Origin of the sequence: Phytopseudomonas straminea, assembly GCF_900112645.1 — a bacterium.
GTDB lineage: Bacteria > Pseudomonadota > Gammaproteobacteria > Pseudomonadales > Pseudomonadaceae > Aquipseudomonas > Aquipseudomonas straminea.
This window is the reverse complement of the sequence record NZ_FOMO01000006.1, coordinates 205,829-230,277: the sequence shown is the minus strand read 5'-3', so window position 1 is coordinate 230,277 and position 24,449 is coordinate 205,829. Positions and strand designations below refer to the sequence as shown.

The window sequence follows — 24,449 nt, the reverse complement described above, 5'->3', positions numbered from 1 at the left end:
TATGGATTTCATGACCGCTTTCCAGCATATCGACTGGGCCGAGGTGGCCAGCCTGACCGTCGAACACATCTCCCTGGTTGGTATCGCCGTGGGCTTGGCGATCCTCATCGGTGTGCCGCTGGGTATCCTGATGACCCGCTTTCCATGGCTAGCCGGGCCGCTGCAGGGCCTGGCCACCGTGGTACTGACCTTGCCGGCCATCGCCATATTCGGCCTGTTGCTGCCGTTCTACTCGCAGTTCGGCCAGGGCCTTGGCCCGCTGCCGGCGGTGACTGCGGTGTTCCTCTATTCGCTGCTGCCGATTCTGCGTAACACCTACCTGGCGCTGACCAGCGTCGAGCCGGGCATTCGCGAGGCGGGTAAAGGCATTGGCATGAGTTTCTGGCAGCGCCTGCGCATGGTCGACCTGCCGATTGCTGTGCCAGTGATCCTGGCGGGCGTGCGCACCGCCGTGGTGATGAACATCGGTGTGATGACCATTGCCGCCACCATCGGCGCCGGCGGCCTCGGCGTGCTGATTCTCACCGCCATCAGCCGCAGCGATATGGCGACCCTGTTCGTTGGCGCCGTGCTGGTGAGCCTGCTCGCCATCGTCGCCGACCTGTTTTTGCAGTGGCTGCAGAAAACGCTCACTCCCCGTGGCCTGAAAGCCGCCCACTGAGGATTCGAACATGATTCAACTCGACAAATTGACCAAGAAATTCCAGCAGAAAGGCAAAGATGTCGTCGCCGTCAACGAAGTCAGCCTGACCGTCGACGAAGGCCAGATCTGCGTATTTCTCGGCCCATCGGGCTGCGGCAAGAGCACCACGCTGAAGATGATCAACCGGCTGATCGAGCCGACCTCCGGGCGTGTACTGATCAACGGTGAGGACACCACCGGCATCGATGAGGTGACCCTGCGCCGCAACATTGGCTACGTGATCCAGCAGATCGGTCTGTTCCCCAACATGACCATCGAGGAAAACATCACCGTGGTGCCCAAGTTGCTCGGCTGGGACAAGAAGCGCTGCCACGACCGCGCCGTGGAGCTGATGAGCATGGTGCAGCTGGAGCCCAAGCAGTATCTGTCGCGTTACCCACGCGAACTGTCCGGTGGCCAGCAGCAGCGGATCGGCGTGATCCGCGCCCTGGCGGCCGACGCCCCAGTATTGCTGATGGACGAGCCGTTCGGCGCGGTCGACCCGGTCAACCGCGACGCCATCCAGAATGAGTTCTTCCAGATGCAACGCGCGCTGAACAAGACCGTGATTATGGTCAGCCACGACATCGATGAAGCCATCAAACTGGGGGACAAGATTGCCATCTTTAAGGATGGGACGCTGCTCCAGTTCGACCACCCGGATACCCTTCTGGCGCACCCTGCCGATGATTTCGTCAGCGGTTTCGTCGGCCAGGACAGCACCCTCAAGCGCCTGCTGCTTATCCGCGCCGAAGATGCCGCTGACGATGCGCCGTCGGTGTTGGCCGAGGCGAGCATCGCCGATGCAGTCGAACTGATGGAAGAACACGACCGTCGCCACCTGGTGGTGACCGACGCCGGCAAGAAGGCCCTTGGCTTCATTCGTCGCCGTGACCTGCGTGGTCAGGGCGGTGCAGTGCAGCCGTTCGTGCAGCCGTTCAACGCCACCGCCGCCCACGACGAGCACCTGCGCATCCTGTTGTCGCGCATGTACGAGTTCAACCGCTCGTGGCTGCCGGTGCTCAGCGCGGAAAATGACTTCCTTGGTGAAGTCACCCAGGAATCCATCGCCGATTACCTGAGTTCCGGGCGCTCGCGGGGCAAGAGCAGCATCGTCTCGCCGGCGGAGCAGGTCGCCAGCTGATGCTTCGCCCCGGGCCGGTTACCGTAACCGGCCCGGGGCCTGGCCTTAGGCCTGTTCGAAGATCACGTAGACCTTGCGGCAGGTCTCCAGCACTTCCCACGTGCCGGTAAAGCCAGCCGGTATCACGAAGCGGTCACCGGCGCGCACGGTCTTGGCATTGCCGTCGTGATCACGCAGCACCGACACGCCCTGCAGGATCTCGCAGTATTCGTGCTCGGTGTAATTCACCGTCCACTGGCCGACCTCACCCTCCCAGATCCCCGTATTGAATTGCCCGCAGGGGCTCAAGTAATGGTTGCGCACCTGCTGCTGCGGGTCGCCCTTGAGGATCTTCTCGGCGGCGGGGCGGTAGCTTTCGGCGCTACCAGCGCTGTGGGCGAAATCGACGATCTGCTGGATGTTCATCTGCACGTTCCATGGTTATTCAGAGGACGTTGGCGATCATGCCGCGTGCGGCGAAAGGGCTGAATGCCGCGGCAGGCACGGGCCGAGTCTATGTTTAAAAAAATGAACGCAGCAAGGCGTTTGGCCACCAAGTGTCAAGAATATTGAAAATCCTGCGAGCGCTGGTTTAGTGTGGCTCGCAGTTTCCGAGGCCCTTGGGGCCACCGCAGGCGCCCGCGCGCCTTCACCGACGAAAGAGGATGATCAGATGACCCGTTTGACCCGTACCGACTGGGAGCAGCGTGCAAAGGATCTGAAAATCGAGACCCGCGCCTTCGTGCAGGGCGAGTACCAGTCTGCGCAGAGCGGTGAAACCTTCGAATGCATCAGCCCGGTCGATGGCCGGGTGCTGGGCCAGGTCGCTAGTTGCGACCTGGCGGACGCCGAACTGGCGGTGAAGTCGGCGCGCGCCGCCTTCGATTCCGGCGTGTGGTCGCGTATCGCCCCGGCCAAGCGCAAGTCCAAGATGATCCGCTTCGCCGAGCTGCTGATGGCCAACGCCGAAGAGCTGGCGCTGCTGGAAACCCTCGACATGGGCAAGCCGATCAGCGATTCGCTGGGCATCGATATACCGGCGGCGGCCAATGCCATCCGTTGGAGCGCCGAGGCGATCGACAAGGTTTACGACGAAGTCGCGCCGACGCCCCATGACCAGCTCGGTCTTGTGACCCGCGAGCCGGTCGGCGTTGTGGCAGCCATCGTGCCTTGGAACTTCCCGCTGCTGATGTCCAGCTGGAAGCTCGGCCCGGCCCTGGCCACCGGTAATTCGGTGATCCTTAAACCGTCCGAGAAATCGCCGCTGACCGCCATCCGCGTCGCCCAATTGGCCATCGAAGCCGGAATCCCGGCCGGTGTGTTCAACGTGCTGCCCGGTTATGGTCACACCGCCGGCAAGGCCCTGGCCCTGCATATGGATGTCGACACCATCGTGTTCACCGGCTCGACCAAGATCGCCAAGCAACTGATGATCTATGCCGGCGAATCGAACATGAAGCGCGTATGGCTGGAGGCCGGTGGCAAGAGCCCCAACATCGTGTTCGCCGATGCGCCGGATCTCAAGGCCGCTGCTGAATCTGCGGCCAGTGCCATCGCCTTCAACCAGGGCGAAGTGTGCACCGCGGGCTCGCGCCTGCTGGTGGAAAACTCCATCAAGGAGCGCTTCCTGCCGATGGTGGTCGAGGCCCTGAAAGGCTGGAAGGCCGGCAACCCGCTGGACCCGGACACCAACGTCGGCGCCCTGGTCGATACTCAGCAGATGGACACCGTGCTGCGTTACATCGAGGCCGGCCACAAGGATGGCGCCAAGCTGCTGATCGGCGGCAAGCGCACCCTGGAGGAGAGCGGCGGCACCTATGTCGAGCCGACCATCTTCGACGGCGTGACCAATGCCATGACCATCGCTCGCGAGGAAATCTTCGGGCCGGTGCTCTCGGTGATCGGCTTCGACAGCGCCGAGCAAGCCGTGCAGATCGCAAACGACACCGTGTATGGCCTGGCCGCCGCGGTGTGGACCGCGGATATCTCCAAGGCGCACCTGACCGCCCGCGCTCTGCGCGCCGGCAGCGTGTGGGTCAACCAGTACGACGGCGGCGACATGACCGCGCCGTTCGGTGGCTTCAAGCAGTCGGGCAACGGCCGTGACAAGTCTCTGCACGCCTTCGATAAGTACACCGAACTGAAAGCCACCTGGATCAAACTCTGATCCTGCACGGATGAGGCCCGCCAGTCGGCGGGCCTGAGCAAGCCGGCGGCCGGGCTCCCAGAGCCCGGCCGCTGTGTTTCGAGGGAGTCAGTAATGCGTTGGGGAACCTACTTCGCCGTCTGCCTGGCGGTGATCAGTATCGGTCTGGCCATGGGCGTGACCATGCCGCTGGTGTCGCTGCGCCTGGAGAGTTGGGGCTATGGCTCGTTCGCCATCGGCATCATGGCGGCCACGCCGGCCATCGGCGTGCTGCTAGGCGCCTCGCTGGCTGGCGGGCTGGCCGCGCGCTGCCCGACGCCACGGCTGATGCAATTCTGTCTGCTGGCCGGCGCGCTGTCGGTCACCGGCCTGGCGCTGCTGCAGAGCTATCCCGTCTGGATTGTGCTGCGCCTATTGTTGGGCGTGACCCTGACCGTGGTGTTCATTCTCGGCGAGAGCTGGATCAACCAACTGGCGGTGGAGAAGTGGCGCGGCCGGCTGGTGGCGCTGTATGGCACCGGCTACGCCCTGAGCCAGCTGTGCGGGCCGCTGCTGCTTAGCGTGCTGGGCACCGATACCGACCTGGGCTTCTGGTTTGGCGTGTCGCTGTTGGTCGGCGGCTCGCTGCTGCTGATCGGCCGCACCGGCGCACCGGTGGTCGATGCCCACAGCGCGTCCGGGCGTGGCCTGTTGGTGTTCTGCCAGCGCATGCCGGCCATCGCCTGGGCAGTGATGCTGTTTGCCGCCTTCGAGGCGATGATGCTAACCCTGTTGCCGATCTACGGGCTGCGCCAGGGCTTTACCCAGGAAGTGGCGCTGTTCATGGCCAGCGTAGTGGTGGTGGGTGATGCGGTGCTGCAGCTGCCCATCGGCCTGCTTGCCGACCGCATCTCGCGGGTGACGCTATTCCGCCTATGCGGCGTGGTGCTGCTGCTCTCCAGCCTGGGCATTCCGCTGCTGTTGCATACGCCGGTGATCTGGCCGGTGTTGGTGCTGTTCGGCGCCAGTGCGGGTGGTCTGTTCACCCTGTCGCTGATTCTCATCGGCGAACGTTTTCGTGACGATCAGCTGGTGCGCGCCAATGCCCATGTGGCGCAGTTGTGGGGCATTGGCTGCCTGGTCGGGCCGCTGGCTACCGGCGCGGTCAGCCAATGGATCAGCGGACATGCATTGCCGATGCTGATGGCGGTCGGCGCGGCAGCCTTTATCTGGTTGGCCTGGCGGCCCCACGCCTTCGACGAGCGCGTCGCGCTATAGCATTTTCTCCAGGCCGATGGCCCGTGCGAACCAGGCATTGAAGCGCCGCCAGCGGCTGCCGGGTTCCTCGGTGAGGACGAATTCCTTGCCGTCGTCCTCGCCGATCCAGACCATCCGCGTCGCGCCGTTGGCGTCGTGCTGTAGGCGCACCTCGTAGCTCACCGACGGTTTCATGCCCTGCAGGGCCAGCTCGCGCAGGTAAGCGGCCAGCTTCGGGCTGTCGACCAGTACGCCGACCTCGGTATTCCACAGCACCGAGCGCGGGTCGACGTTGAAGGAGCCAACGAAGGATTTCTGCTTGTCGATGACGATGGCCTTGCTGTGCAGGCTGGAATTGGAGCTGCCACTGAGGCTGTAGGCCGGCGGCGAATCGGCGCCTGGTTCGCTGCGTAACTCGTACAGACGCATGCCATGTTCGAGCATTTCCTGGCGATAGGGCGCGTAGCCGCCATGTACCGCCGGCACGTCGGTGGCTTCCAGGGCATTGGTCAGCAGGCGGATCTCCACGCCGTTGTCGGCCAGGCCGATCAGGTACTCCAGGCCGGCCGGCGCTGGCACGAAGTAGGCGGAGACCATCACCAGATCGCTCTTGGCCGCCTGGATGTGCGGCGCGAGCTGCGTGGTGAGCAGCAGATGCGGGTCTGGTTCGCCGCTGGCCAGCACTTTGCTCGGTGCGTCCCACAGGGCGATGCCGGGTGCCCAGATCAGCTCGTCGAGCCAGACGTTCAGCTTCGGCGTGTGCTGATAGGCGAGCAGGCGTTCGTAGAGTTCGGGCTGCTCGACGCGGGCGGTGTCGAGGTATTCGCGCAGGCCCTTGCGCGCCTTGTCGAGGGTTTTCAGCGAGGGCTGGCGCCAGACGAATTCCTCGATAGGCTGGCTCAGCCGGCTGTTCCAGTACTGGTCGAAACTTTGCGCCAGGTCGTGGGCCACCGGGCCGACGGCGAGCATGTCGATGTCGGTGAAGTTCATGTTCGGCTCGGCATCGAAATACTCATCGCCCAGGTTGCGCCCGCCGACGATGGCCGCCGCGCTGTCGGCCAGCCACAGCTTGTTGTGCATGCGCCGGTGCTGCTGGGAGAGATTCAGGCCGCGGCCGATCACTCGCGTCACGCCGGTCAGGCGCCCCAGGTGCAGCGGGTTGAACACGCGGATTTCGATATTTGGATGGGCGGCCAACAGGGCGATCTTGTAGTCCTCGCCGTCGCTGGTAGTGTCGTCGAGCAGGATGCGGATGCGCACACCACGGTCGGCGGCTTGCAGCAGCTCCTTGACCAGTGCGCGGGTGCTCAGGCCGTCGTGCACGATGTAGTACTGCAGATCGAGGCTGTGCTGCGCGGCGCGAATCAGTTCGGCACGGGCGGCGAAGGCTTCGTTGCTGGCCGGCAGCAGGCGAAAGCCGGAGTGCCCCTGATGCTCGGCGGCGCGCGCTTCGAGCCCGGCGCCGAATGACGACTCGGCCGCGGGAATGGCCTGGCTGGGCACGATGGGCACCTGGTTGGTACAGCCGCCGAGAATCAGCAGGGCGATAAAGAGCACGCGCAAGGGCACAGTTGCAGCCTCCAATCGGCTGTCCGGATGTGCTGATAGGACGCTGCTGCGCCGGGAAAGATTCAGTTTCTCGGCGGTGGTGACTCTTCCAGCATGGTCGCGACGGTTTCGCCCACCTTGCGCACCGCTGCCTCGATGATCGGGCTGGGGCGCGTGGCGTAGTTCATGCGCAGGCAATTGCGGTACTTGCCGGCGGCGGAAAAGATGCTGCCCGGTGCGACCTGGATCTTGTGCGCAGCCAGTTCGCGGTTCAGGCGCTGGCTGTCGAAACCCTCGGGCATCTCGACCCACAGCATGAAGCTGCCCTGGGGCCGGCTGACCCGCACCGAAGGCGGAAAGTAGCGGCTGACCCAGTCGCTCATCTGTTCCAGGTTGCGTGCGTACTGGCCGCGCATGCGGCGCAGGTGCGGTTCGTAGTGGCCGCCTTCGATGTATTCGGCCAGCGCCAGTTGCGGCAGCTGTGCGGTGGCGCCGGTGCCCAGGTATTTCATGTGCAGCACCTGGTCGAGGTAGCGGCCTGGCGCGATCCAGCCGACACGGAAGCCGGGCGCCAGGGTCTTGGAAAACGAGCTGCACAACAGCACGCGGCCGTCGTCATCGTAGGATTTGATGGTGCGTGGGCGCGGGTAGTGAAAGGCCAGCTCGCCGTACACGTCGTCCTCGATGATCGCCACGTCGTGGCGCTGGGCGAGGGCCAGCAGAGCGCGCTTGTTGGCCTCGGGCATGATGTAGCCCAGCGGGTTGTTGCAGTTGGGGGTGAGCTGAATGGCTTTGATCGGCCATTGTTCCAGGGCCAGCTCCAGCGCCTCGAGGCTGATGCCGGTGAGCGGGTCGGTGGGCAACTCCAGAGCCTTCATGCCGAAGCCTTTGAGTGCCTGCATCACGCCGTGGAAGCTCGGCGAATCGACGGCGACGATATCGCCCGGCACGCAGATCGCCCGGATCGCCGCCGACAGCGCCTCGTGGCATCCGGTGGTGATGACTATGTCCTCATAGGTCAGCTGGCAGCCGGAGTCCAGGGTCAGGCGGGCGACCTGTTCGCGCAGGCGCACGTCACCGTAGATGCTGCCGTAGGTCAGGGTGTGCAGGTCCTGCTTGCGGCTCAGCCGCGACAACGCACGCAACAGGGGCTTGAGCGTCGGGCTGTCGATGTCCGGGCGGCCGCGGCCCAGCTGGACAAAATCATTGCGTGGCGAAGGGGCGATCTGTTCCAGCACCTGATCCCACTGCGAGACGTCCACGGGGCGTTGCGGCGCCCGGCTGATCTTCGGCAGCGCCGGCTTGTCGCGGCCTTGCGGCACGAAGTAGCCGGATTTCGGTTTCGGTAGCGCCAGGCCGCGGTCTTCCAGGTGGCGGTAGGCCTGCTGCACGGTACTCAGGCTGACTCCGTGCTCCTGGCTCAGGGCGCGCACCGAGGGCAGGCGGTCGCCCGGCCGGTAAAGGCCCTGCTCGATGCGTTCGCCAATCAGGTCGGCCAGGTTGGTATAGAGGGTCATGTTCACGCACCTGTATGCAAGGGAGCCAGTTGAACCATACAGATGGCTCTTCGCGGAACCATTCAGTTCACTCGATGGTTAATCTGTATGGATTTAATTCCCTTTCTTTGCATCTGTCATGCTTTTTCGCTGACCGCCATCATGATCTCCCATGACCTCAATGCGCAGGAGAGCGACATGAACGGGCTGAGCGATGTGCGATTGACCTTGAAAGGCAGCGAGCTGGAAGGCGGTAACGGGCTGCGACTGGCCGCGGTGCCGGCGCGCACGGTAATGACGCATCGCTGGCAGCGTTTCATCCGTCGCCTGACCACCCGGCGCGCGCTGCTCAAGCTCAGCGATGCTCAACTGCAGGACATCGGCCTGAGCCGCGAGCAGGCGCAGCGCGAAGCCACGCTGCCGTTCTGGAAACTCTAGACAGGTAGCCCGGCGTTGAGCGCAGCGATACCCGGGACCCCTTTTCCTGGGTATCGCTGCGCTCAAACGCAGGCTACCAGCGCTATCAGGCCAGTTCCTTGAGTCGGTGCCAGAGCATGCCCAGCGCCAGCAGCGGCGAGCGCAGATGGCGACCGCCGGGAAAGGTCATGTGCGGCATCTTGGCGAACAGCTCGAAGCCGCCGCCTGCTTGCCCGGCGATGGCTTCTGCGAGCAGCTTGCCGGCCAGGTGCGTGGCATTCACGCCATGGCCCGCATAGGCCTGGGCGTAGAACACGTTGGGCTGATCCTTGAGGCGGCCGATCTGCGGCAGGCGATTGGCGCCGATGCCGATCATCCCGCCCCACTGGTAGTCGATACGCACGTCCTGCAACTGCGGGAATACCGCGAGCATCTTTGGCCGCATATAGGCGGCGATATCGGACGGATCGGTGCCGGAGTATCGGCAGGCACCGCCGAACAGCAGGCGGCGGTCGGCTGAAAGCCGATAATAGTCAACGGCCACCCGCTGGTCGCAAAGCGCCATGTTCTGCGGGATCAGCGCGCTGGCCTGCTCCTCGCTCAGCGGCTCGGTGGCGATGATGTAGCTGCCGGCGGGCAGCACTTTGCCGCCCAGTGTCGGGTTCAGGTCGCGGATGTAGGCGTTGCAGGCCAGCACCAGTTGAGGGGCGCGTACCACGCCCTGGGCGGTGTGCACGCGGATCTCGCTACCATAGTCGATGCGCATGGCCGGCGAATGCTCGAAAAGGCGCACGCCCAGGCTCCGCGCAGCAGCGGCTTCGCCGAGTGCCAGGTTGAGGGGGTGCAGATGCCCGGAGCCCATGTCGATCATGCCGCCGACATAGCGCTGTGAGCCGACCACCTCGTGCATCTGTTCCGGTTGTAGCAGGCGCAGCTCGTGGCGATAGCCGAGGCCCTGCAGTTCTGCGGCATCCTCGGCGAAGCCGGCCAGGTCGCGCGGCTTGTTGGCTAGGTCGCAGTAGCCCCAGGTCAGGTCGCAGGCGATCTCGAACTGGGCGACTCGCCGGCGCACCAGCTCCACCGCTTCCAGGCCCATCAGTTTCAGCTCGCGCACCCCGTCCTTGCCGATCACCGATTCGAACTGCTCGACGCCATGGCCGACGCCGCGAATCAGTTGCCCACCGTTGCGCCCGCTGGCGCCCCAACCGATGCGATGCGCTTCGACCAGTACCACCGACAGGCCTTTTTGAGCCAGCTCGATGGCCGTGTTCAGGCCCGAGAACCCGCCGCCGACGATGCACACGTCGGCGCGCTGCTCGCCTTGCAGCACCGGAAAGTCGAGCTGCTGGTTGACGCTGGCGGCGTAGTAGGAGGGCGCATGCTCGGCGCTATGAACCGGCGGGTGGGCACGGGCGGTCATGTGCGAAATCCTGATTTCGGTGTGGGTAAAAATTGACGAAGCATAAGCGCGCAATCCGCTGCGAGCCAACCGCCGATTACCGAGCAGGCCGAGCTTTGCCTGGCCTGGGCTCGGCTGTACCATGCCCGCCTGCCGTTCCAGAGCCCCCGACCATGAGTTGCACCAGCCGCAAGATCGACCTGTTGCGCCGCCAGATTCCGCGCTTCGATTGCGTGCCTGGCTGTCACGATTGCTGCGGCCCGGTCACCGCTTCCTCCGAGGAAATGGCGCGCCTGCCGCGCAAGACCCGCGCCGAGCAGGACGCCGCCTTGGCCGAGTACAACTGCGTGCACCTGGGGCCGAATGGCTGCCAGGTGTACGACCAGCGCCCGCTGATCTGCCGGCTGTTCGGCACCACGCCGAACCTGCCGTGCCCCCATGGTCGCGGGCCCGAGCAGCCGATCGAAGCGCGTGTCGAACAGCAGGTGCACCAGCTGATCGCCTCGACGCGACAGGTGCTCGTCTAGGTCACTCCGGCACGGGCAGCGCCAGGCTCTCCTTGACCTCTTCCATCACGATGTAGCTCTTCGACTCGCGTACGTGGGGTAGCTTGAGCAGGATGTCGCCGAGCAATTTACGGTAGCTGGCCATCTCGTTGATGCGCGCCTTCACCAGGTAGTCGAAGTCGCCGGACACCAGGTGGCATTCCAGCACGTGGGGCAGCTTGAGCACGGCGCGGCGGAAATCCTCGAAGGTATCGCCGGACTTGTAGTCCAGGCTGATCTCCACGAACACCAGCAGGCTGGCCTTGAGGTTCTGCGGGTTGAGGCGGGCGTGGTAGCCCATGATGATGCCTTCGCGCTCCAGGCGGCGGACCCGCTCGGTGCAGGGTGTGGTCGACAGGCCGACCCGTTCGCCCAGCTCGGTGAAGGAGATGCGCCCGTCCTCCTGGAGGATGCGCAGGATGTTGCGGTCGATCTTGTCCAGCTCGCGGCGGCTCTGGTGTTGCGTACGCATGCTCGGCACCTCTCCGTGAAAGGCTGATAAAGCCAGAATTCCCTTCGAATATACGGTTGTATACAGTGAAAAGCACTGCCATTCACTTTCTATACTGTACGCATCGACTTCTCAAATCGTAATACGCCAGTGCATCGTCGCGGCGAGGAGAACAACATGCGGGTTCTGGTGCTTGGTAGCGGTGTGATCGGTACGGCCAGTGCGTATTACCTGGCCCGCCAGGGCTTCGAGGTGGTGGTCGTTGATCGCCAGGACGGCCCGGCCATGGAAACCAGCTTCGCCAACGCCGGCCAGGTATCGCCGGGTTATGCCTCGCCCTGGGCGGCGCCGGGTATCCCGTTGAAGGCGATGAAGTGGCTGCTGCTAAAGCACGCGCCGCTGGCCATCAAGCTGACTGGCGATGTTGATCAGTACCTGTGGATGGCGCAGATGCTGCGCAACTGCACCGCCGCCCGCTACGCGGTGAACAAGGAACGCATGGTGCGCCTGTCCGAGTACAGCCGTGATTGCCTCGACGAGCTGCGCGCGGAAACCGGCATTGGCTACGAAGCACGCCAGCTTGGTACCACCCAGCTGTTCCGCACCCAGGCGCAGCTGGACAACGCCGCCAAGGATATCTCGGTGCTCGAGCAATCCGGCGTGCCCTACGAGCTGCTCGATCGCGCCGGCATCGCCAAGGTCGAACCGGCCCTGGCCAGCGTCACCGACAAACTCGCTGGCGCCCTGCGTCTGCCCAATGACCAGACCGGTGACTGCCAGCTGTTCACCCGCAAACTGGCCGAGATGGCCACCGCGCTGGGCGTGCAGTTCCGTTTCGGCAAGAACATCCAGCGCCTGGATGTCGCCGGTGACCGTATCAACGGCGTGTGGATTGACGGCAAGCTGGAAACCGCCGACCGCTACGTACTCGCCCTGGGCAGCTACAGCCCGCAACTGCTCAAGCCGCTGGGCATTCGCGCGCCGGTCTATCCGCTCAAGGGGTACTCGCTGACGGTGCCGATCACCAACCCGGACATGGCGCCGACGTCGACCATCCTCGACGAAACCTACAAGGTCGCCATCACCCGCTTCGACCAGCGCATCCGTGTGGGCGGCATGGCCGAAATCGCCGGCTTCGACCTGAGCCTCAACCCACGTCGTCGCGAAACTTTGGAAATGATCGTCGGTGATCTGTATCCCCAGGGCGGTGACCTGAGCCAGGCGGATTTCTGGACCGGTTTGCGCCCGGCGACCCCTGATGGCACGCCCATCGTTGGCGCCACCCCCTATCGAAACCTGTTTCTGAACACCGGACACGGTACCCTAGGCTGGACCATGGCCTGCGGCTCCGGTCGCCTGCTGGCCGACCTGATCGCCAGGAAGCGCCCGCAGATCAGCAGCGAAGGCCTGGATATTTCCCGTTACGGTAGCCCCAAGGAGTTGAACAAGCATGTCCATACAGCGCCTGCGAACTGAGCCGCGTCTGAGCGAAATCGTCATTCACAACGGTACCGTCTACCTGGCTGGCCAGTTGGATGAAACCCACAGCGACGGCATCGAAGCGCAGACCAAGGCGACCCTGGACAGCATCGATGCCTTCCTGGCCGAGGCGGGCACCGACAAGACGCGCATCCTGTCGATCACCATCTTCCTCAAAGACATCGACGACCGCGACGGCATGAACAAGGTCTGGGACGCCTGGGTGCCGGCCGGCCACTCGCCCGCCCGCGCCTGCGTCGAGGCCAAGCTGTATTCGCCCGATGTGCTGGTGGAAATGACGGTGATTGCTGCGCTGCCCTGAGGCTCGCAGCACGTCTGGCCTGAGAACTGGCCGACTTGTGGGAGCCGGAGGGCGCTTCGTCCTTACCCGCTCCCACGAAAGCACTCCACTGACCGTTCACCTTGCTCCGTGATTTTCCGCCCTTCGAGATAACCATGCGTCCCGCCCGTGCCCTGATCGACCTGCAAGCCCTGCGTCACAATTACCAACTGGCCCGTGAACTGGCTGGCGCCCGCTCGCTGGCAGTGGTCAAGGCCGATGCCTATGGGCATGGCGCGGTACGTTGCGCCCAGGCGCTGCAGGCGGATGCCGACGGCTTCGCCGTGGCCTGTATCGAAGAAGCGCTGCAGCTGCGCGCCGAGGGCATCAGCGCGCCGATCCTGTTGCTTGAAGGCTTCTTCGAGGCCAGCGAGCTGGCGCTGATCGACGAGCATGACCTGTGGTGCGTGGTGCACGCCGGGTGGCAGTTGGAAGCCATCGAGCAGGCGGACCTGAAGCGCCCGCTGAACGTCTGGCTCAAGCTGGACAGCGGCATGCATCGCGTCGGTTTCCACCCGGCCGACTATCAGGCCGCCTACCGGCGCCTGCTGGCCAGCGGCAAGGTGGTGAAGATCGTGCTGATGAGCCACTTCTCCCGCGCCGACGAGCTCGACTGCCCGCGCAGTAATGAACAACTGGCGGTGTTTCAGCAGGCCCGCGAAGGCCTTGCCGCCGAGGTCAGCCTGCGCAATTCGCCGGCCCTGCTGGGCTGGCCGAGTATCCCCAGTGACTGGTCGCGGCCCGGCATCATGCTCTACGGCGCCACGCCGTTCGAGCGGACCCAGGACGTCGCCGCCCGGCTGCAGCCGGTGATGACCCTGGAGTCGCGCGTCATCAGCGTGCGTGACCTGCCGGCCGGCGAGCCGGTCGGCTACGGCGCGCGTTTCGTCAGCGAGCGTGCCACCCGTGTCGGTGTGGTCGCCATGGGTTACGCCGACGGTTATCCGCGTCACGCGCCGACCGGCACCCCGGTGCTGATCGACGGCCAGCCCTCGCGGATCATCGGTCGTGTTTCCATGGACATGCTCACCGTCGACCTCAGTGACCTGCCGGGCGCTGGCCTGGGCAGCCGCGTCGAGTTCTGGGGGCGCGGCGTGCTGGCCAGCGACGTCGCCCTGGCCGCCGGCACCATTCCCTATCAGCTGTTCTGCAATGTGCGGCGGGTGCCGCTGATCTACAGCGAAGCCTAGGCGCGATGGAGCCCCGGGTGTTCGGGCTGTTGTAAATACTGAACACTGTCGCCATGATAAGACCACTTTTCATGGCTTCACCTGGGGGTATCCAACATTGGACGTCGGTCTTCGCCTGCAATCTATCCGCAAGCAAAAGGGGCTTTCCCAGCGCGAACTCGCCAAGCGGGCGGGGGTTACCAACAGCACCATTTCGATGATCGAGAAGAACAGCGTGAGCCCCTCGATCAGCTCGCTCAAGAAGGTTCTAGCCGGCATCCCGATGTCGCTGGTGGAGTTCTTCTCCCTGGAAGCGGAACAGGACAGCCAGGTGCAGGTGGTCTACCGGGCCAGTGAGCTGACCGATATCCACAGCGGCGCGATCACCATGAAGTTGATCGGCAAAGCCCACCCCAGCCGCGCCATTTCCTTTCTTGATGAAACCTACCCGCCACACAGCGACACCGGCCTGGAGATGTACGCCCACGAGGGCGAGGAGACCGGCATGCTGGTGGAAGGGCGCCTGGAGCTGACCGTCGGTGACGAGGTGTTCATCCTCGAGAGCGGCGACAGCTACTACTTCGAGAGCAGCCGGCCGCACCGCTTCCGCAATCCCTTCGATCAGCCGGCGCGCCTGATCAGCGCCACCACGCCCGCCAACTTCTAGGATCCGCACGAAAAGTACCTGCGCTCGGTGATGCTTCGTTAAAAATCGGCTGGAGTGCCAGCGCAGTCGGCCTGCTCATTTACAGCTCGTAAACTCCGCGGCCTCACCGATTTTTGCCTCGCCTGACCTTCGCTCGGAGACTTTTCGTATGGATCCAATGCACGTGCGCAGCAATCTGCGCCGTCGTTGATCTGCGTCATGGGGTCACGCATCCTGCCACTCGGGCCAGTCGGTATACTTTGCCGGCTTGCCAAACCCTGGCCGCGAGCGTGATTAGTCATCCATGAGGGCATCTGAGTGAACCCAATTAGCAGCATGCTGGTAGCGCCGGCCATTGCCCTGGCGCTGTGGGCCGTGACGGCTCAGGCGAACACCGACGAGGCGATCGCCGAGCGGATCAAACCAGTCGGGCAAGTGTGCATCGCCGGTCAGGAATGCAAAGGCGTTGAAATCGTGGCGACTGCCGCCGCCGGTGCCACGCGCAGCGCCGATGACATCATTGCCAAACACTGCACGGCCTGCCACACCAGCGGCCTGCTCGGCGCACCGAAGATCGGCGACACGGCAGCCTGGAAAGACCGTGCCGACCACCAGGGCGGGCTGGACGGCATTCTTGCCGCGGCCATCAACGGCATCAACGCCATGCCGCCGAAGGGCACCTGTGGCGACTGCTCGGATGACGAATTGCGTGCGGCCATCCAGAAGATGTCCGGCCTCTAAGCTCTGCATCATCCCCCACAAAGCCGCCGCCAGGCGGCTTTGTTGTTTCAGACTGATGACGACATGCAGCAAAAGGCGCAACGGGGGAGTCCAAAGACGACGATCCCGACCGTTGGCCTGGAGAACCGCATGCCCCAATCCCGTACCCTCGAGCAAGCTGTCGACCATGTGCTGAGCACCATCGACGGGCCGATTCATCTCGGTCTGCCCCTCGGCCTGGGCAAGCCCAACCGCTGGGTCAACGCGCTGTATGCGCGGCTGCGCGAGATGCCCGAACGGGAGCTGACCATCTACACGGCGCTGTGCCTCGGCCGCCCGCGGGCTGACCAGGAACTGCAGCAGCGCTTTCTCGACCCCTTCGTCGAGCGGGTCTACGGCGATTACCTGGAGCTGGATTTTCTCGCCGACCTGCAGGCCGACAGGCTGCCGCCCAACGTGCGTATCGAGCAGTTCTTCCTGCAGCCCGGCACCCTGCTCGACAGCGCACCGACCCAGCAGGACTACACCAGCAGCAACTACAGCCACGCCGCCCGTGACCTGAACGCCAAGGGCGTTAACGTGGTGGCCCAGCTGGTCGCAGTCGACGCCGCGCGCCCCCAGCATTACAGCCTCAGCTGCAACCCTGACATCACCCTCGACCTGCTGCCGATGCTGCAGGAGCGGCGCGCCCGCGGCGAAACCATCCTCTGCGTGGCCCAGGTTCACGAGCAGTTGCCGTACATGGCGGGCGATGCCGAGCTATCCCGTGAGGTCTTCGACATTCAGCTGCAGGAGAGCGAAGCCAGCACGCTGTTTTCCACGCCGAACATGCCGGTCACGGTGCAGGATCACTGCATCGGCTTGTACGCCAGCACCCTGGTGCGCGACGGCGGCAGCCTGCAGATCGGTATCGGCGCTATGGGCGATGCGGTCTGCGCCGCGTTGCTGCAGCGTCATGCCGATAACCCGGCGTACCGCGCGGCGCTCGATGAGCTGCAGGGCGATCAGGTGCATCCGCTAAGTAGCAAACTGGGCGATCTCGAGCCGTTTCAAACCGGGCTGTACGGCTGCAGCGAAATGTTCGTCAACGGCCTGCTGGACCTGGCCGAAGCCGGGGTGATTCGCCGTGTCGTCTACCCGGACGTACGTGTGCAGCGCCTGGCCAGTGCTGGCGCGCTGGATGCCAATGGCCAGCCGCGCAGTATTCAGGCGATGCTCGATGCCGGCCTGCCCACGCGCCTGGACGACGCTGCGCTGGCCTGGATGCAGGAGGGCGGCCTGCTGGATGCCAACCTGAAGATGCAGGGCGAGAACCTGCTGCTGCCCACCGATCAGCAATGCTCGACTGACCTGGCCGATCCCCTCAGCCAGGCGGCACTGCGTGATTACCTGACGCCCGCCGCGCACGGCGTGGTGGTGCACGGCGGCTTCTTTCTCGGGCCGCAATCCTTCTACCAGCGCCTCAATGCCATGACGACGGAGCAGCGCAGCCGTTTCGGCATGACCGGTATCGGCTTCATCAACGAGCTGTACGGGCAGGAAGAGCTCAAGCGCCTGCATCGCGTGGATGCCCGCTTCATCAACAGTGCCTTCACCGTCACCCTGCTCGGCGCGGCGGTAGCCGATCAGCTCGAGGATGGCAGGGTGCTCAGCGGCGTGGGCGGGCAGTACAACTTCGTTGCCCAGGGCCACGCGTTGCCGGGCGCTCGCTCGATTCTGCTGCTGCGCAGCTGGCGCGAGTCGGCCGGCGAGGTCCGCTCCAACATCGTCTGGGAGTACGGCCACGTGACCATTCCACGCCACCTGCGTGACGTGGTGATCACCGAGTACGGCATCGCCGACCTGCGCGGCAAGACCGACTCCCAGGTGATCGAGGCGCTGTTGGCGGTGAGTGATTCACGCTTTCAGGGTGAGCTGATGGAGCAGGCCATCGAGGCCGGTAAGCTGCCGAAGAATTTTCGCCTAGACGCGCGCTACGCCGACAACACGCCCGAGCGCCTCGAACGGATCGCCGCAGGCCACCGGCCGGTGTTCGCCGAGTACCCGTTAGGCAGCGATTTCAGCGATGAGGAGCAAGCGCTGTTGCGGGCGCTGACCTGGCTTAAAGGGAAGTTTCGCCTGAGCGAAGTGCTGGAGCTGGGCAAGGCGGCGTTCGATGCGCCGCCTGCCGAGGCGTTTCCAGAAGCCCTGCAGCGCATGGGCCTGGAGCGGCCCGAGGGTTTGCGCGAGGAGCTGTACCAGCGTCTGGTGCTGGCCGGACTACAGGCTACTCGAGAAAGGTGACCTTGCCGCCTTCCAGAGACTTGATGCGCGCCAGGGATTCGATCCGGTAACCCTGGGCGTCCAGGGTGCTGCGACCGCTCTGGAAGGACTTCTCGATCACCACGCCGATACCGGCGATGCTGGCGCCGGCCTGGCCGACCAGGTCGATCAGCGCCTTGGCGGCGTGGCCGTTGGCCAGGAAGTCGTCGACCAGCAGCACGTGATCATTGGCGTTCAGGTGCTTGGAGGAAATCGCCAGGGTGCTCTCGGTCTGCTTGGTGAAGGAGAACACCTTGGAAATATACAGGTTGTCCTTCAGCGTCAGCGACTGGTACTTGCGGGCGAAGATCACCGGCACGCCCAGTTCCAGGCCGGCCATCACGGCCGGTGCAATGCCCGAGGCTTCGATGGTGACGATCTTGGTGATGCCCTGACCCTTGAAGCGCTCGGCGAACTCGTGGCCGATCTCTTGCATCAGCTTGGGATCGATCTGGTGGTTGAGAAAGGCATCGACCTTGAGCACCTGCTCGGAGAGGACGGTACCTTCACTGCATATCTTCTGTTTCAACGACTCCACGATCGATCCTCTGTGCTCACGAGCAAAGCGGCGGATTTTCGCTCAAAACGCTGATCATTTGTAGCGAAAACGCAGCGCGCCCGCTCCGCTCGTCAGTGGCCTGGCCCAGCCGAGCGCTCAGGCGCTGCGCGTCAGACGGCGCAGAATGTCCCGCGGAATGCCGCGCGGGTCCAGCGGCAGCTTATCCGGTGCCGGCTCCAGGCCCAGCTCGAACAGCCAGTTGAGGGCGTATTCGCGCAGTTGCTTCTGCTCGTACTCTTGCCATTGCTGGCGCAGGGCAGGGAAGTAGTCGATCTCGTAATCGAAGGCCTTGAGCGGCTTGCGGCCGGTCAGCGCGGCGCTGAGCAGCGGATGGGCATTGAGGTCGTTGAGGGTGAACAGAAAGGATTCGCGCATCGCCACGCGCTGGGCCATGTCGAGATTCGGCACCCGGGCGTAGCGGTCGGGGTTGAGCTGTACCTGCTGGCGCTCATCGCTGCCCTGGTCTTCCGGCGACAGGCTCAGCACCGTGCCGGCTTCCATGTCGAGCCAGTGTTCGAGGGTTTCACGGCCGTTGATCAACTGGGTCAGGGTGTCGAGGTCGAGGTCGAGAGTGAGCGTGCGCATGGTGCCGGGCCTCTGCAAGGGGAGCTGACGATAACGGAGCCGACTGCTGGAGCCGGCCTTTCACTCTGACTACGAAATGTTGCACTGGTGCCCATGGAGACATTGGGCTTGGTGAAAACGTAGCCTGGGTTGAGCAGTGCGATACCCAGGAAAATTTCCCGGGTGTCGCTGCGCTCGACCCGGGCTACGGTGCTGCGCAGTTAGCGCTTGAGCATCGCCCGCATGCTGGCCAGGGCGTCGTTGCCGCGAGCGGCCTTGACCTCGACCGGGGCTTCTTCCTGACCTTCCCAGACCAGATCCTCCGGGGGCAGCTCGTCGAGGAAGCGGCTTGGCGAGCATTCGACGATTTCGCCGTACTGCTTGCGCTTGGCGGCGAAGGTCAGCGCCAGGTTGCGCTTGGCGCGGGTGATGCCCACGTAGGCCAGGCGGCGCTCTTCCTCGATGGTGTCGGATTCGATGCTGGAGCGGTGCGGCAGGATCTCCTCCTCGAAACCGATGATATACACCGACGGAAACTCCAGACCCTTGGAGGCGTGCATGGTCATCATCTGCACGCCGTCGGCGCCTTCTTCCTCTTCCTGCTGGCGCTCGAGCATGTCGCGCAGCACCAGCTTGCCGATGGCGTCCTCGATGGTCATATCGCCTTCCTCGTCCTTGTCGAGGGTGTTTTTCAGCGCATCGACGAGGAACCACACGTTGCCCATGCGCGCCTCGGCGACCTTGTCGCTGGAGGCGTTCTGGCGCAGCCAGTTCTCGTAGTCGATGTCCATGACCATGCTGCGGATCGCGGCGATCGGCTCGTTGACCACGCACTGCTCGCGCACGCCGTCCATCCAGCGCTTGAACCGCGCCAGGCGCTCGGTGTAGCGGCTGTCCAGGTGCTCGCCCAGGCCGATCTCGTCGCTGGCCGCGTACATGCTGATCTTGCGCTCGTTGGCATAGTTGCCGAGCTTTTCCAGGGTCGTGGAACCGATCTCCCGGCGCGGCACGTTGATCACGCGCAGGAAGGCGTTGTCGTCGTCCGGGTTGACCAGCAGGCGGAAGTAACTCATCAGGTCCTTCACTTCCTGGCGGGCGAAGAAGCTGGTGCCGCCGGACAGCCGATAAGGGATCTGGTGGTGCTGCAGTTTCAGCTCCATCAGCTTGGCCTGGTAGTTGCCGCGGTAGAGGATGGCGAAATCGCTGTACGGGCGTTGGGTACGCAGGTGTTCGGTGAGAATCTCCAGCGCCACCCGCTCGCACTCGGCGTCTTCGTTGCGGGTGCGGATCACACGGATCTCGTCGCCCATGCCCATCTCGCTCCACAGCTGCTTCTCGAAGGCGTGGGGGTTGTTGGCGATCAGCACGTTGGCGCATTTGAGAATGCGGCTGGTGGAGCGGTAGTTCTGCTCGAGCATCACCACCTTGAGCGACGGGTAGTCTTCCTTGAGCAGATTGAGGTTCTCTGGACGCGCGCCGCGCCAGGCGTAGATCGACTGGTCGTCGTCGCCGACCACGGTGATCTGGTTGCGCATGCCTACCAAGAGCTTCACCAGCAGGTACTGGCTGGAGTTGGTGTCCTGGTATTCGTCGACGAGCAGGTAGCGGATGCGGTTCTGCCACTTCTCCAGAATGTCCTGGTGCTCTTGGAACAGCTTGACCGGCAGCAGGATCAGGTCGTTGAAATCCACCGCGTTGTAAGCCTTGAGCGTGCGCTGGTAATGCAGGTAGACGATGGCGGCGGTCTGCTCCTTGGGGTTGCGCGCGCCCGCCAGGGCCTCGTCGGGCAGGATGAGGTCGTTCTTCCAACTGTCGATGTAGTTCTTGACCTCATCGGCGCCGTCGTCGCCGGCGTACTCCTTCTGCATGATGTCGGTGAGCAGCGCCTTGATGTCGCCGTCATCGAAGATCGAGAAGCCAGGCTTGTAGCCCAGGCGTGCGTACTCCTTGCGGATGATGTTCATGCCCAGGTTGTGAAAGGTCGACACCGTCAAACCGCGGGCTTCGGAGCCTTTGAGCAGGGTGCCGACGCGCTCTTTCATTTCGCGCGCGGCCTTGTTGGTGAAGGTCATGGCGACGATGTGCTGGGCGCGGATGCCGCAGTTCTGCACCAGGTGGGCGATCTTGCGGGTAATTACGCTGGTCTTGCCGGAGCCTGCACCGGCGAGCACCAAAAGAGGGCCGCCGACGTAGTTCACGGCTTCCTGTTGCCGGGGGTTGAGTCGGGACATCGTGTCTATCGCAGAGGAAAATGGCCGCGCATTTTAGCCGAAAGTCGCCGGCCATTTCGTGGCTTTGCGGTGCTAGCCGACAACCGTGCAATGGGGCATGTTCTGCGCACTCGTTGCGCGGGCGGGCTTGTCGATTGCCCGGGTTTTATCGCAGGATGTCCGGCGACTTACACGGAAGTGATTGATTTGACGCCGGAACCGGCGCATTCAGCAGCGCCGCAGGCGCTCATCTTTTTCGTGCATCGGGGGATTTTTCTTGAGCGCATTCGTCGAGCCGTTGCGCCTGGTATTGCTGGCCGAGACGCCGCAGTGGAGCGAGCTGTTGCGTGAGCGTCTGGACGCCGCGGACGCTCCACTGCCGTTAAGCTGCGCCTCCAGCTGGCCGGACGCCCGGCAACTGCTCGACGACGCCGGCGACGCGGTGCTGCTCACCACCCCCGCGCACCTGCCCGACTCGCGGCGCTGTACGGCGCCGATCATCCTTTTGCTGGAACAGGAACCGGACGATACGCCACCCCAGGTCTGCGACTGGCTGGTGCGCGATCAGCTCAGCGCCGATGTCCTGCGCCGTAGCCTGCGCTACGTACGTGAGCAGGGCCGTCTGCGCCTCACCTTGCAGCGCCTTACCGAGCGGGACGCACTGACCGGCATCGCCAACCGTCAGGGCTTTCACACGCTTTTAGCCGCACGTCTGGATAAGCCGAGCCGCGGCGGTCTGGCGCTGGTGCAGCTAGATCTGGACAACTTTCGCCAGGCCAACGATGCCCTGGGCGACCACGCCGGCGACCTGCTGATCCAGCAAGTGGTGGCGCGTCTCAAACAATATCTGGTGCGAGGCGATCAACTGGCGCGCCTGGGCGGCGACGAATTCGCCCTGCTGGTCGACAGTCAGGACGAACCTGCGCGGCTGCTCACCTGGGTGCAACACCTGCTCGAGGCGCTGGGTGAACCGTACTGGGTCGAAGGCGAGAGCCTGCTGCTTGGCTGCAGCCTCGGTGTGGCGCTGGCCAAGCCGGCAAGCACCGCGGACACGCTGATGTGGCACGCGCATATCGCCATGCAACAGGCTAAAGGCCGCCAGGGCTGCACCTTTCATCTGTATGACGAGCGCCTCGATCAGGGCATGCGCTGCCAGATCGACCTGCAGCGCGAGCTGCGCCGGGCGTTGCGCAAGAGCGAACTGCAACTGCATTACCAGCCCAGGTTGTGCCTCAAGAGCGGGCGTATCGTCGGCCTGGAAGCGCTGGTGCGTTGGCAGCACGAAACCCACGGTCTGTTGCTGCCGGGCGAATTCGTGCCGCTGGCTGAAGAGTGTGGGCTGATCGTACCGTTGGGCTACTGGGTGATCGACCGGGCGATGCGTGACATGCAATTGTTGCGCGAGCGCGGCCACCCGGCGCTGCACATGGCGGTCAACCTATCGTTCCGCCAGTTCCAGGACAGTCAGTTGCTACCGACTCTGGAGCGGCTGATCGACAGCTGTGGCATCGACAGTCATTGGCTGGAGTTCGAACTCACCGAAACCGCAGTGATGCGCCGCAGCGACTACGTGCTGCAGACCATGCGCCGCTTGGGGCATCTGGGGGTGCGCTTCTCTCTGGACGACTTCGGCACCGGCTTCTCGTCCTTCGAGCACCTGAGCAACCTCCCCATCGCCCTGCTGAAGATCGACCGCAGCTTCGTCACCGGCATGGAAACGCGTCCGCAGAGCCAGCAACTGGTGCAGGCGATGATCAGCCTGGCCCACAACCTGGATCTGCAGGTGGTCGCCGAAGGTGTGGAAACCGAGGAGCAGCTGCAGCTACTGCGTGAATTCGGCTGTGATCAGGCCCAGGGCTACCTGATCAGCAGAGCCATGCCGTTGACCGAGCTGGGGCACTTTCTGTCGGCTGGTGTGCGGGAGCCGCTGCTTGGTGGTCGCTGTTAAACGCTGCTAGTTAGCCGATCAGGACAGGCAAGTCTGCATCGCCTTGGGCTTTTGCAGGCGCGCAGTCTTCCACTGAAAACCCAGCACCAGGCCACTTGCCGTTACCGCCAGGCCGGCAGCCAGGCCCCACCACACGCCATGGGCGCCCCAACCGAACGGGAAGGCCAGCAGCCAGGCCAGCGGTGCGCCAATGCACCAGTAACCGGTCAGGCCGATCACCAGGGTCAGGCGACCGTCGTTGAGGCCACGAATCGCACCCATGGCGATGCTCTGCAGGCCATCGAACAGCTCGAACCAGGCGGCAATCGCCAGCAGGCTTACCGCCAGGGTGACGATATTGGCGAACGCCGGATCGTGGCGGTCGAGGAACAGGCCGATGATCCATTCCGGCAGCAGCCAGAACGCCAGGGCGAACAGCAGCATAAGCGCGGCGCCCATGGCCATGCCCAGGTGGCCAGCCAGGCGCGACAGGTGCAGCTGGCCTGCGCCGTAATGCAGACCCACGCGGAAAGTCACCGCGTAGGACAGGCCGTGGGGAACGATGAAGGCCAGGGCGACCGATTGCATGGCGATCTGGTGCGCCGCCAATTGCACGCTGCCCAGGGCGCCCATGCACAGGGTGGCGAAGGTGAACAGCCCTTGCTCGGCGGCGTAGGTGCCGCCAATCGGCAGACCGAGGCGCAGTAGGGCGCGGAGTTCGGCGCGCTGCGGGCGACCCAGGCCGCCGCGTAGCTTGTAGCGCTGATAGGTCGGCGAGATCAGGATGTACAGCCCCAGTGCCAGCGCCATGGCGCTGCTGACCAGTGCGGTGGTCAGGCCGATCCCGCTCAGGCCGAGGTCTACGCCGAACCAGCCCTTGATCAGCGCGTAGTTGATAATGAAATTGGCGATGGTGCCGACGATGCTGATGGTCATCACTGGGCCGGGATGGCCAATGGCGCTGGTGAAGCCGCGCAGCGCCATGAAGCATAGGTAGGCGGGCAGGCCCAGGGATAGCGGTCGCAGGAAGTGCATGGCCTGGCTGGATGCTGCCGGGTCCTGACCCAGGTGCGGTAGTAGCGGGCCGAGGCCATTGAGGCACAGCGCATTGATGATGCCCAGCAGGATGGCCAGCCACAGGCCGTTGCGCAGCAGGCGGGTGACGCCCTGCGGGTCGCCGGCGCCGTGGCGGATGGCGATCATGCTGCCGACGGCGGCGATCACCCCGGTGCAGAAGATCGAGAAGATGAAGTAGCAGGTCGCGCCCAGAGCGCCGCCGGCCAGTTGCCCTGGACCGAGCATGGCCATCATCAGCGTGTCAGTGAAGATCATCAGCGCATGGGCCAACTGCGCGGAGATCAGCGGGCCGGCGAGGCGCAGCAGGGCGCTCAGTTCGTGACCAAGGGGACTTTTCATGATGAGTAAAACTTCGGCTGGATAATTACTCCCGGGCTGTCGGGAGATAAGCATTGCAGGCTATTCTCGGGTTTA

General features: G+C 64.1%; 22 protein-coding genes. 13 read left to right on the top strand and 9 right to left on the bottom strand.

All coding sequences use genetic code 11. The features are described 5' to 3' along the window. Position 1: 1 nt before the first annotated feature. Together BM279_RS16535 and BM279_RS16530 are read left to right on the top strand one after the other, a co-directional pair. Positions 2 to 661 (top strand): ABC transporter permease, encoded by a 660-nt coding sequence (locus BM279_RS16535; RefSeq protein WP_093505504.1) that lies wholly within the window; start codon positions 2 to 4, stop codon positions 659 to 661. A gap of 10 nt (positions 662 to 671) precedes the next feature. After that, positions 672 to 1,826: an ABC transporter ATP-binding protein gene (locus BM279_RS16530; protein WP_093505502.1), complete on the top strand. Its 1,155-nt coding sequence runs from the start codon at positions 672 to 674 to the stop codon at positions 1,824 to 1,826. Between the two features lie 45 nt (positions 1,827 to 1,871). Here the strand turns inward: BM279_RS16530 and BM279_RS16525 are convergent, their stop codons facing one another. Then, a complete protein-coding gene (locus tag BM279_RS16525; RefSeq protein WP_093505500.1) occupies positions 1,872 to 2,231 on the bottom strand; it encodes a cupin domain-containing protein in 360 nt (119 codons plus the stop codon). A gap of 247 nt (positions 2,232 to 2,478) precedes the next feature. On the opposite strand from BM279_RS16525, the gene BM279_RS16520 reads away from it, so the two are divergent. Together BM279_RS16520 and BM279_RS16515 are read left to right on the top strand one after the other, a co-directional pair. Then, positions 2,479 to 3,972 carry an aldehyde dehydrogenase gene (locus BM279_RS16520; RefSeq protein ID WP_093505498.1) on the top strand — a complete coding sequence of 498 codons (1,494 nt, stop codon included), beginning with the start codon at positions 2,479 to 2,481 and terminating at the stop codon, positions 3,970 to 3,972. A gap of 93 nt (positions 3,973 to 4,065) precedes the next feature. Further along, positions 4,066 to 5,208, top strand: coding sequence for an MFS transporter (locus BM279_RS16515; RefSeq protein WP_093505496.1), 1,143 nt, complete (start codon positions 4,066 to 4,068; stop codon positions 5,206 to 5,208). On the opposite strand, the gene BM279_RS16510 is transcribed toward BM279_RS16515, so the two are convergent. Together BM279_RS16510 and BM279_RS16505 are read right to left on the bottom strand one after the other, a co-directional pair. Further along, positions 5,203 to 6,771 carry a phospholipase D family protein gene (locus BM279_RS16510; protein ID WP_425272692.1) on the bottom strand — a complete coding sequence of 523 codons (1,569 nt, stop codon included), beginning with the start codon at positions 6,769 to 6,771 and terminating at the stop codon, positions 5,203 to 5,205. The two genes, BM279_RS16515 and BM279_RS16510, sit on opposite strands and share 6 nt — an antisense overlap. A gap of 47 nt (positions 6,772 to 6,818) precedes the next feature. After that, on the bottom strand, positions 6,819 to 8,252 hold the full coding sequence (locus BM279_RS16505) for an aminotransferase-like domain-containing protein (RefSeq protein WP_093505492.1): 1,434 nt from the start codon (positions 8,250 to 8,252) through the stop codon (positions 6,819 to 6,821). A gap of 177 nt (positions 8,253 to 8,429) precedes the next feature. Here BM279_RS16505 and BM279_RS16500 point away from each other — a divergent pair, with 177 nt between their 5' ends. Beyond that, positions 8,430 to 8,669 carry a DUF1127 domain-containing protein gene (locus BM279_RS16500; protein ID WP_093505490.1) on the top strand — a complete coding sequence of 80 codons (240 nt, stop codon included), beginning with the start codon at positions 8,430 to 8,432 and terminating at the stop codon, positions 8,667 to 8,669. A gap of 85 nt (positions 8,670 to 8,754) precedes the next feature. Here BM279_RS16500 and BM279_RS16495 read toward each other — a convergent pair whose 3' ends face one another. After that, a complete protein-coding gene (locus BM279_RS16495) occupies positions 8,755 to 10,068 on the bottom strand; it encodes an NAD(P)/FAD-dependent oxidoreductase (protein ID WP_093505488.1) in 1,314 nt (437 codons plus the stop codon). A 152-nt stretch (positions 10,069 to 10,220) separates the two neighbouring features. Between BM279_RS16495 and BM279_RS16490 the strand changes: the two genes are divergently transcribed. Next, entirely contained in the window at positions 10,221 to 10,574 is a 354-nt protein-coding gene (locus BM279_RS16490; protein WP_093505486.1) for a YkgJ family cysteine cluster protein, read from the top strand. A gap of 1 nt (position 10,575) precedes the next feature. On the opposite strand, the gene dadR is transcribed toward BM279_RS16490, so the two are convergent. Then, entirely contained in the window at positions 10,576 to 11,064 is a 489-nt protein-coding gene (gene dadR, locus BM279_RS16485) for a transcriptional regulator DadR (protein WP_013789818.1), read from the bottom strand. Positions 11,065 to 11,220: 156 nt separating this feature from the next. Between dadR and dadA the strand changes: the two genes are divergently transcribed. From dadA to BM279_RS16455, 6 genes are all read left to right on the top strand, one after another. Further along, complete coding sequence (gene dadA / locus BM279_RS16480) at positions 11,221 to 12,519, top strand: D-amino acid dehydrogenase (protein ID WP_093505484.1); 1,299 nt, start codon at positions 11,221 to 11,223, stop codon at positions 12,517 to 12,519. Further along, positions 12,494 to 12,844 carry a RidA family protein gene (locus BM279_RS16475; protein WP_093505481.1) on the top strand — a complete coding sequence of 117 codons (351 nt, stop codon included), beginning with the start codon at positions 12,494 to 12,496 and terminating at the stop codon, positions 12,842 to 12,844. Before dadA ends, BM279_RS16475 begins: the two co-directional genes overlap by 26 nt. 134 nt (positions 12,845 to 12,978) lie before the next feature. Then, entirely contained in the window at positions 12,979 to 14,052 is a 1,074-nt protein-coding gene (gene alr, locus BM279_RS16470; RefSeq protein ID WP_093505479.1) for an alanine racemase, read from the top strand. 97 nt (positions 14,053 to 14,149) lie between these two features. After that, on the top strand, positions 14,150 to 14,698 hold the full coding sequence (locus BM279_RS16465) for a cupin domain-containing protein (RefSeq protein ID WP_013789822.1): 549 nt from the start codon (positions 14,150 to 14,152) through the stop codon (positions 14,696 to 14,698). Positions 14,699 to 14,995: 297 nt separating this feature from the next. Beyond that, positions 14,996 to 15,418, top strand: a complete 423-nt coding sequence (locus BM279_RS16460; protein WP_093505476.1) for a c-type cytochrome — start codon at positions 14,996 to 14,998, stop codon at positions 15,416 to 15,418. Positions 15,419 to 15,547: 129 nt separating this feature from the next. Beyond that, complete coding sequence (locus BM279_RS16455; RefSeq protein WP_093505474.1) at positions 15,548 to 17,680, top strand: acetyl-CoA hydrolase/transferase C-terminal domain-containing protein; 2,133 nt, start codon at positions 15,548 to 15,550, stop codon at positions 17,678 to 17,680. Here the strand turns inward: BM279_RS16455 and BM279_RS16450 are convergent. The 3 genes from BM279_RS16450 to rep form a co-directional block, all read right to left on the bottom strand. Next, complete coding sequence (locus BM279_RS16450) at positions 17,664 to 18,236, bottom strand: xanthine phosphoribosyltransferase (RefSeq protein ID WP_013789825.1); 573 nt, start codon at positions 18,234 to 18,236, stop codon at positions 17,664 to 17,666. The two genes, BM279_RS16455 and BM279_RS16450, sit on opposite strands and share 17 nt — an antisense overlap. Before the next feature lie 117 nt (positions 18,237 to 18,353). Beyond that, positions 18,354 to 18,842: a UPF0158 family protein gene (locus BM279_RS16445; RefSeq protein ID WP_093505472.1), complete on the bottom strand. Its 489-nt coding sequence runs from the start codon at positions 18,840 to 18,842 to the stop codon at positions 18,354 to 18,356. A 200-nt stretch (positions 18,843 to 19,042) separates the two neighbouring features. Further along, positions 19,043 to 21,052, bottom strand: coding sequence for a DNA helicase Rep (gene rep / locus BM279_RS16440; protein ID WP_093505470.1), 2,010 nt, complete (start codon positions 21,050 to 21,052; stop codon positions 19,043 to 19,045). A gap of 256 nt (positions 21,053 to 21,308) precedes the next feature. Between rep and BM279_RS16435 the strand changes: the two genes are divergently transcribed. Continuing rightward, positions 21,309 to 22,979 (top strand): putative bifunctional diguanylate cyclase/phosphodiesterase, encoded by a 1,671-nt coding sequence (locus tag BM279_RS16435; RefSeq protein ID WP_093505468.1) that lies wholly within the window; start codon positions 21,309 to 21,311, stop codon positions 22,977 to 22,979. Positions 22,980 to 22,997: 18 nt separating this feature from the next. On the opposite strand, the gene BM279_RS16430 is transcribed toward BM279_RS16435, so the two are convergent. Next, complete coding sequence (locus BM279_RS16430) at positions 22,998 to 24,374, bottom strand: NorM family multidrug efflux MATE transporter (protein WP_093505466.1); 1,377 nt, start codon at positions 24,372 to 24,374, stop codon at positions 22,998 to 23,000. Between the last annotated feature and the right edge of the window lie 75 nt (positions 24,375 to 24,449).